General features: G+C 30.0%; 10 protein-coding genes. 6 read left to right on the top strand and 4 right to left on the bottom strand.

Translation table 11 applies throughout. The annotated features are described in order from the left end of the window. The 3 genes from JG780_RS09590 to guaA form a co-directional block, all read left to right on the top strand. Window positions 1–1,379: DUF2207 family protein (locus JG780_RS09590; protein WP_287570354.1), on the top strand; the 1,379-nt coding region annotated here is incomplete at its 5' end. A gap of 12 nt (window positions 1,380–1,391) precedes the next feature. Then, window positions 1,392–1,952, top strand: a complete 561-nt coding sequence (locus tag JG780_RS09595) for a LemA family protein (protein ID WP_287570355.1) — start codon at window positions 1,392–1,394, stop codon at window positions 1,950–1,952. A 77-nt stretch (window positions 1,953–2,029) separates the two neighbouring features. Next, window positions 2,030–3,571, top strand: coding sequence for a glutamine-hydrolyzing GMP synthase (gene guaA, locus JG780_RS09600; protein ID WP_287570357.1), 1,542 nt, complete (start codon window positions 2,030–2,032; stop codon window positions 3,569–3,571). Window positions 3,572–3,669: 98 nt separating this feature from the next. Here the strand turns inward: guaA and JG780_RS09605 are convergent, their stop codons facing one another. Continuing rightward, window positions 3,670–3,885: a hypothetical protein gene (locus JG780_RS09605; RefSeq protein WP_004101178.1), complete on the bottom strand. Its 216-nt coding sequence runs from the start codon at window positions 3,883–3,885 to the stop codon at window positions 3,670–3,672. A 994-nt stretch (window positions 3,886–4,879) separates the two neighbouring features. Here JG780_RS09605 and JG780_RS09610 point away from each other — a divergent pair. From JG780_RS09610 to JG780_RS09620, 3 genes are all read left to right on the top strand, one after another. Further along, window positions 4,880–5,098: a hypothetical protein gene (locus JG780_RS09610; protein WP_287570359.1), complete on the top strand. Its 219-nt coding sequence runs from the start codon at window positions 4,880–4,882 to the stop codon at window positions 5,096–5,098. 329 nt (window positions 5,099–5,427) lie between these two features. Next, on the top strand, window positions 5,428–5,961 hold the full coding sequence (locus JG780_RS09615; RefSeq protein ID WP_012579993.1) for an RNase H family protein: 534 nt from the start codon (window positions 5,428–5,430) through the stop codon (window positions 5,959–5,961). Next, window positions 5,958–6,491 carry a flavodoxin family protein gene (locus JG780_RS09620; protein WP_004101174.1) on the top strand — a complete coding sequence of 178 codons (534 nt, stop codon included), beginning with the start codon at window positions 5,958–5,960 and terminating at the stop codon, window positions 6,489–6,491. The genes JG780_RS09615 and JG780_RS09620 overlap by 4 nt, the downstream gene beginning before the upstream one ends. Before the next feature lie 254 nt (window positions 6,492–6,745). Here JG780_RS09620 and JG780_RS09625 read toward each other — a convergent pair whose 3' ends face one another. The 3 genes from JG780_RS09625 to JG780_RS09635 all read right to left on the bottom strand — a co-directional run. Next, on the bottom strand, window positions 6,746–7,381 hold the full coding sequence (locus JG780_RS09625) for a Dph6-related ATP pyrophosphatase (protein ID WP_012579991.1): 636 nt from the start codon (window positions 7,379–7,381) through the stop codon (window positions 6,746–6,748). Between the two features lies 1 nt (window position 7,382). Continuing rightward, window positions 7,383–8,111, bottom strand: a complete 729-nt coding sequence (locus tag JG780_RS09630) for an energy-coupling factor ABC transporter ATP-binding protein (protein ID WP_287570362.1) — start codon at window positions 8,109–8,111, stop codon at window positions 7,383–7,385. Next, the coding region (locus tag JG780_RS09635; protein ID WP_287570363.1) for a CbiQ family ECF transporter T component at window positions 8,098–8,626 on the bottom strand (529 nt) is incomplete at its 5' end. The genes JG780_RS09635 and JG780_RS09630, both read right to left, overlap by 14 nt.

Consider the following 8,626-nt stretch of genomic DNA (forward strand, 5'->3'; position numbering starts at 1 on the left):
AGATTGAAAACATTGAACTTCACGTCACATATGATGCAAAGTACGTATTTGAAAATGGAAGTGATATTTCACAAGTCTTTAGACAATTTTGGGGGCCAAGATGGGATGCTCCAGTCAATAACATAACCGCAAAATTTGTCTTTCCAAAAGATTTAACTGCAGAAAAAATATACACTCACCCAAAAATAAATTATTCAAGAAATGGTAATACATTCACCTTAAACATTAAAAAACTCCCACCTTATACATTTGCAGAAGCAAGATTTATATTTCCTCCCAAAAAGTTGAAATACTCATATGAAAATCCAAGCCTTTATTTAAATGATATAGAAAAAATTGAAAAATCTTATTCTTCAAAAGTCTTTTTAAGTAGAATATTACCACCTATACTTACAATTTTATCAATCACTCTTTTAATGCTTATTTTCAACTTTTTTGGAAGAGAAAAAGAAATTCCATACAGTGGGATATATGAGAGGGAAATACCATATAATGATTCTCCAGATATTGTTAACGCAATAGTTGTAAATCAATTAAGTAAAATTGATTCTGATGGAATTAGTGCGGTAATCATGGATCTTTACAAAAAGAAATATGTAGAACTTGATAAAGAAGGGGAATACATAAAAATCCTTGACAGAGACGGAAATGATTTAAGTGAAACTGAAAAACTTTTCTATCAACTATTAAAAAAATACTCATTTGAAAATATTTTTTCTTTCTCGCAGCTTAAAAAAACTTTATCTAAGGATAAAAAACTTGCTAAAGACTTTCTTGACGAATTTAATGCATACAAGTCTCTTGTAGTAGATATCGCAAAATCAAGAAAGTATTTATCTCTTGCTGGTACTTACCTTTCCTATTTAGTTGGAATATTTTCAATAATTTCTTCAATTTTAATATTTTTCTCTTTTTCAAAAATAAACTTTTTATATCAGAGTGTTTTTTCAAGCCTGATTTTTGCAATAGGTGCAGTGGTATTCATTTTACCAAAGGATGTATTTGGTAGTTGGTCAAAAGAAGGAAGAGAATACTATCTTAAATGGAAAAACTTTGAAAAATTTTTAACTGATTATTCTCTTCTTTCACAATATCCTCCAGAATCTATAATTTTGTGGGAAGATTATCTTGTGTATGCAACAGCGCTTTCCATAGCCGATAAGGTTGAAAAACACTTGAAAAAATTGATACCTAAAGACATCGATGTAAACGAAACCGTGTATTATTATCCATATAGGAGATTCGGAAGACAGTTTTATGTTGTTTCTACAGTTGCACATTCCACAGTTTATGGAAACTCCTCAGGAAAAGGAGGATTTTCAGGCGGAGCCGGTGGTATTGGTGGAGGCTCCGGTGGTGGTGGTGGTGGAGCTTTTTAATACAATAAGGAGGTGAGTTTTTTGATCTGGATTATTCTAGGTATTATATTACTAATTCTTTTCTGGGTTATTGGTACATACAACTCTCTAGTAAAACTCAAAAAGATGATAGAAAACGCTTGGAGTCAAATTGACGTTCAACTTAAAAGAAGGCACGATCTAATTCCAAATCTTGTTAACAGTGTAAAAGGATACATGAAATTTGAACAGGAAACACTTGAAAAAGTTTTGCAAGCAAGAGCTTCTGCTATTTCAAGCAAAGATATTAGTAAAAAAATTGAGGCAGAAAATCAACTTACTGGAGCATTATCAAAACTTTTAGCTGTTGTAGAAAATTATCCCGACCTAAAGGCTAACGAAAATGTAAGCTCTTTAATGGAAGAACTAAGAAAAACAGAAGACAAAATATCATACGCAAGGCAATTTTACAACGATATAGTAATGAAATACAATACAAAGATTTCAGTTTTCCCTTCAAACATAATTGCTTCTATGTTTAAATTTAAGGAAGCTCCATTCTTTAAAGTTGAAGAAGCTGAAAAAGAAGTCCCAAATGTTGACTTATCTTTTTAACATATAATTTATATCATTTTTATCTTTTTTTGTCTCTTTAATGATAAAATTTTTGAAAAAGTTTGGGGGGTGTTTTTTTGAATACTGTTGTTGTCCTTGATTATGGATCCCAGTATACTCAACTTATTGTAAGGCGTGTTAGAGAAAAAGGTTATTATGCTGAACTACTTCCTTGGGACGCTTCAAAAGAAGAAGTTCAAAACTTGAATCCTGCAGCAATAATTCTCTCCGGTGGTCCTGCAAGTGTTTTTGAAAAAGATGCACCGTTTGTTCATGACTATATTTTAGAATTGAACATTCCCATCCTTGGAATATGCTACGGCCTTCAATCGCTTGTTCACAAATTTGGGGGGATAGTGGAAAAATCTCCAAAAAGAGAGTTTGGACATGCTGTATTAAAAGTAAAAGATGATCCTCTGTTTGAAGGCTTGCCTAAAGAATTTGATGTGTGGATGAGTCATTCAGACAGAGTCGAAAAATTACCAGAAGGATTCCTTGTTATTGGAGAAAGTGAAAATTCACCTTATGCTGCAATACGAAACAAAGATGGAACTATATACGGTGTTCAATTTCACCCAGAAGTTACTCATACAAGTTTTGGAGACAAAATATTGGAAAATTTTGTCTCTAAAGTCGCAAAGATGGAAAAAAATTGGAAAATGACAGACTTTATTGAAGAAAAGATAAATGAAATTAGAAAAGTAGTAGGTAATGACAAAGTAATTTTGGGACTTTCTGGTGGAGTTGATTCATCAGTTGTTGCACTGCTGCTTGACAAAGCAATTGGAAAAAATTCAATCCCAATATTTGTTGATACTGGTCTTCTAAGGCTAAATGAAAGGCAAGAAGTAGAAGAAAATTTTAGAAAATTGGGAATAGATATAGTCGTTGTTGATGCAAAAGAAAGGTTTTTAAGTAACCTAAAAGGAGTTGAAGATCCGGAAGAAAAAAGGAAAATAATAGGTCACACCTTTATAGACGTGTTTTATGAGGCTTCAATGAAACTCCTTGAAAAGCATGGAAATATAAAGTATCTTGCTCAGGGTACACTCTATCCGGACATTATTGAAAGTAAAGTTAGCGAACGGAAAGCTGCCGCAAAGATAAAAACACACCACAATGTAGGTGGACTTCCCGAAAAGTTACCTTTTAAAATTATAGAACCTTTTAGATATCTCTTTAAGGATGAGGTAAGAAAAATTGGAAAGATTCTTGGACTTCCTGATGAAATGATAAATAGACATCCGTTTCCTGGACCAGGACTTGCAGTAAGGATTATAGGAGAGGTAACAAATGAAGCTATAAAAATACTGCAACATGCAGATCATATATTCATTGAAGAGCTAAAGAAAAACGATCTATATGATAAAGTATGGCAGGCATTTGCTGTATTTTTACCTATTAGATCCGTTGGAGTTATGGGAGACTATAGAACATATGATAACGTTATTGCTTTAAGGGCAGTTAATAGCTTTGATGGTATGACTGCAGATTGGTCAAAACTTCCACATGAATTTTTAAATAAAGTTGCAAAAAGAATAGTAAATGAGGTAGATGGTGTAAACAGGGTAGTATATGACATAACTTCTAAACCACCTGCAACAATTGAATGGGAATAAATAAAGGCGACTTCCAAGGTCGCCTTTATTTTACCTCAAAATGTTTAACCTCAATTCCATTTTTTCTAAATGCTTTAAAAAACTTGTAACTTCCTCAATCATAGAAATATTATGATTTTTTCAAGTAAGACCAAAAACGTGTTATCTTTCTTTGATAGCACATCACCTTTTCTCAAAAATCTAGAAATATCAACACTGTTTTCAAGAGTAATATATATTGGGATGTAAATTGAATCTCTTAACTCAAAATTTTTTTCTAATAAAAATCTTGCAAAGTCATACGGAACAAATAAATTTTCTTTATTATAAAACATTCTTTATTAATTAAAGTATCTTTTCATGAGAACTTACATAGGTTAAATAAAGTAAATATTTGGATTTTTTAAATAATAGCTTGTAAGGGATACTAAATAATATATCACATCAAAAAATAATACTTCATACGTGTTTCTAAAATTTTTCACCCATACATTATACACTCCTTTTGTTAATAAATAATTAAATATTCTAGTCTTATCAAAATTTTGATAGTATTTAATTTGACCCTGGCCAAAGTAAAAATAGGTTAAATTAGAATATAAAAAAGGGCTATACCTGCTAAAATTGTTTTTGTACCAAATACAAAGCACCAAACAAGAAGGTGTAGCCCAACAATATTCACTTCAATATTATTTGACCACTAAAATTACTCAATAAATTATCTAATTTTGTCCTTGACAAGTCTAAAAGAATATATCTAAGAAAGTATCCTGATCATATCTTTGTTTTGATTTTATCTCTTATGTATTTAACTAATATTCAATCTATGTGAAGATTGTATGCTTATCTTGTAGAAGGAAGAACAAAAATAAATAATCTATTTTCTAGACAAACAATACAATATAGAAAAGATTATCAAATGATGATTAGATTTATTGAAAAATAATTTTTACATTGGTCAGGGTATTCCATTCTAAAATTATTAAATAAATAAAATAACTTTTTCTCAAAGCCAGGCCACCAAGCCTGGCTTTATTTAAAATAAATAGAAATGGGCGAATCATTTGAACCAGATAAAATATTTTACTTTCATCTTTCTTTTGTTATCATTTTCAATAGCTTTGTCTCAGAACACCCCAAAATCAATTAATACAAGCTCATTAAATGGACTAAAATAGAGAAAAATATTAAAATTAGGGGGGTCAATGGATTGATATAACTATAAATTCCATTCCCATAGTTATAACTCAAAAAAATTTTTCTAAATTCTATTGTAATTTTAAATTCTTAGAAATAAATTTTCATTCAAACACAGATATTAAAGTAGAAGTGCAATTTTTATCTAAGAGTTTTAACAACGAATTAGGTGAAATTTTAAATAACTTCATAACATTTTTCTCAAGAAACAATTTTTGCAAGTCGTATTATTATATTACACTTGAAGACTTTGGATTTTCAAATATAAATCCTTGTAAAATAATAAGACTTCCAAAAGTAAAATCCGGAAAATTTGTCTTATCACTAAAATTTGTTGAGTCTGATTTTTAGGTCAAACAAAGGCAGAAATTTATAAATTACCAATAAAGTTTACTTTTTCACCTACCGTTAAATGGTAGAGTCGGGATTTTATCCAGACTTTTTTTGTTTTCTTTATTTACAAAAAATGGTATACTTTAGTAAGGAGGATTGATAGCATTAGAATAATTAACAACCCAAAAATAAAGGATATAAACATAGAATATTTTGAAAAAGATACTTCTGGTTTTGAAAGTTTTTATTCCATAATACCAAGTGAATTTGAAATTATTTCAATAAAAAGACATAAATTTCAGCATATATGTTATTTAAAAAAGAATAATCAAATCTTGAAACTTCAAGTGTTTTTTAATAAAAAACGTGAAGCTACAGCAATAAAAATTTTAGCTGCAACCAGCAAAGAAGTAGCAAATGAGTTTGCCGAAAATATCCTCTGTATAAAGGTTTATATAGACGGCAGTTATTCTTCAGAAACCAAAAAAATTGGATTTTCAATAGTAATACTTTCACAAAAAATTGAAAAATTCTACAAAAGTATAGAAAATGAGGAACTTGCAAAACACAGAAATGTAAGTGGAGAAATCCTTGCAGTTTTGTACGCCCTAGAAATTGCAAAGCAAAAAGGATTTAAATGTATAACCTTATATTACGACTATGAAGGCCTTGAAAAATGGATAACGGGTGAATGGCGGGCAAAAACACCTCTTACAAGAGTCTACAAAGAAAAATTTTACAATTATGCAAAAGACATAAAGGTAAAATTTGAAAAGGTAAAATCCCACACAGGTGTAAAATACAACGAACTTGCAGATGAACTTGCAAAGTATGCAGTAGAAACAAATGAATCTAATATAGATTTTGAGGTGGTTATATGAAAAAAGTCTTGGTTATTAACGGCAGCGCAAGAAAGGGAAGAACCTTTGAACTTTTAAAAAATATTGCAGAAAAACTTCCATATGATGTAGAGTATATACACTTAAAAGAGTATGATATTAAAGATTGTCTTGGATGTGAAGTGTGTATAAAAAAAGATTTTTGCGTTATTAAAGACCAGGCAGAAGAGCTAATGGAAAAACTAAAATCTGCAGATGGTATTGTTCTTGGAACACCAGTCTACATTGAAAATGTTTCTGGAGTCTTAAAAAAGTTTCTTGATAGGACATGCAGATGGTATCACAGACCTCCTCTTTTAGGAAAACCTGCACTTTTAGTTGCAACTACCGCAGGAAGTTCCCTAAAAAAAGTTCTCCAATATCTTGAAGACGTTGTAACAACATGGGGAATGATCCCAACTGGGAAAATAGGTAAACGTGTTTCTGAAAAAAGAGTAGTAAGCAAAAAAACAAATAAAAAAATTTATAAATGCTATGGAAAAGCCACCAAAAAGATATATAAGATTAACTAAGTTAATAAGATTTCAGGTACAAAAAGCAATGGCAACAAACCTGCTTGATATAGATAAAAATTACTGGATCGAAAAAGGTTTAAATAAAAAAAAATTACCACTACAAATTCTTTACAGATCCTTTCTCATACTTATTTTCAATTTCATTTGGAAAATTCATTTCAAATAAAATTTCTAAAAATGCAAAAAAGGTCAAAGAACAAAAATTAGATAAAGTCAACCAATAATTAAGGAATTCCCAGGTGGGAATTCCTTTACTCAAGTTCTAAAACAATATTTCTTTCTTTTTGAACTGTTCCTTTTACTTTAAAATCAACTGGATACTTAAATATAGGGCCATCGTACACAAAGGTATGAAATTCTCCATTTTCCCCGCACGCATCTACACCGATTTTTTCAAATTCATCTGCAAGATCAAAGGTTAAATCTTTTCCAAGGTACTTTTCAATACCTAAATCTTTTTTTAACGCAATAATCTTTGCCTTAAAACCAAGTGAAAGAAATTCACTTACCACATCTTTTCTTTTCTTTAGCCAAAGTGGTTCAAAAACTTCTACATCTTTTTTTGAACACACGTTTTCCACCCAATCGAGATGTTCTTGAAGATCAATATCTCCAAATATGCCAACTCCTCCTTTGACATACTCATCAAGAAAACTCAAAAAATTGTTTTCATATTCCTTCCAACTGCTACATTTTGTAATTAATCTAATACCAATACTTTGAGCTTGTTTTTCTAGTAAACTTTTTGGAAGTCCATGAGCTCTTGAATGAATACAATCTTCTGAGAGCATTGTAAAAAGATAATCTACTTTTTTGTATTTTTTTAGACCATAGTAAAGTGCAAGCATTGAATCTTTTCCGCCACTAAATGAACAAAATACCTTCATCCTATACCTCCAATCTTTTTATTAATGGAATTTTTAATCCTATCTTTTGTAAATCTTCTACCTGTGAAAATACATAATCTGGTGTTCCATGTAAAGCAACTGTTTTGTTGTCAATGACATAAATATAATCTGCCCATTCAAATGCAAAATCACTATCATGAGTAGAAATAATAACACTTTTTCCTTCCTTCGGAAGCTCTGAAATAATTTCTTGGACTTTCAAAAATGATTTGTAATCAAGATAAGCTTCTGGCTCATCTAGAAAGATATATTCTGGCTCCATTACAAGAATATCTGCAATGCTAACTAATCTTTTTTGCCCATAACTCAAAAACTGTGTCGGCTTATTTTTTAAGTGTTCTATTCCAAGGCGTTTAATAATTTCTTCAACCTTTTTCTTTACTATGTCTTTTCCAAAACCAAGATTAAAAAGTCCAAAAGAAATATCTTGATAAACTTTTGCGGCTAATAACTGTGTATCTGGATTTTGAAACACAATACCTACATGTTTTTTTAAAAGCCTTGGATTTTTAACTTCTAAATCATCAATAAATATTTTTCCTTTTTTTGGTTTTAAAATACCTGAACATAAAAGCATCAAAGTTGTTTTACCACAACCATTCCTGCCAAGTATTGCTATTTTTAATCCCTTTTTAAACTCTAAACTTATATCTTCAAGAATGTAATTCTTTGACTCATACGAAAAATACACATTTTCAAGCCTTAACATAAAAAACCTCCAAAGCAATAAGAACAATTTCAACCACAAAAGGAATTAAGATATACAGATTTAATCTATATTCCTTTAGAATCTCTATAGTACCGTTATAATTCCTACTTGAAAGTCCCATATAGCTTTCCTCAGAATATTTAATAGACCTGGAAAAAGCTCCGTACATAAGGTATTTCATACTGTTAATTGTATTTCTAAAATTTGAATAACCAAATCTTGCTGTTTGTGCAGTAATCATCTGTTCAACTACTTTGAGGAGTATATAAATTGCACGGTATGTTAGAAATATTAGATCTTTTAACATTCTAAAACGTACAAAAGAAATAATATCAACAACTGGAGTTGTAAATATTAGAAAAAGTATACATGATGTTCCTGCAATACTTCTAACAAAAATTTTCAAACCTCTTTGAATTGTGAGAGCTGAAAAATCAAAAAAAAGAGTTAAACTTGAAAGAAAAATAAACAAAACTATTACAAGAAAAAATTTTAAAAAATCTGTTATCTTAATT

The organism is Thermosipho sp. (in: thermotogales) (assembly GCF_020054775.1).
Lineage (GTDB): Bacteria > Thermotogota > Thermotogae > Thermotogales > Fervidobacteriaceae > Thermosipho > Thermosipho africanus.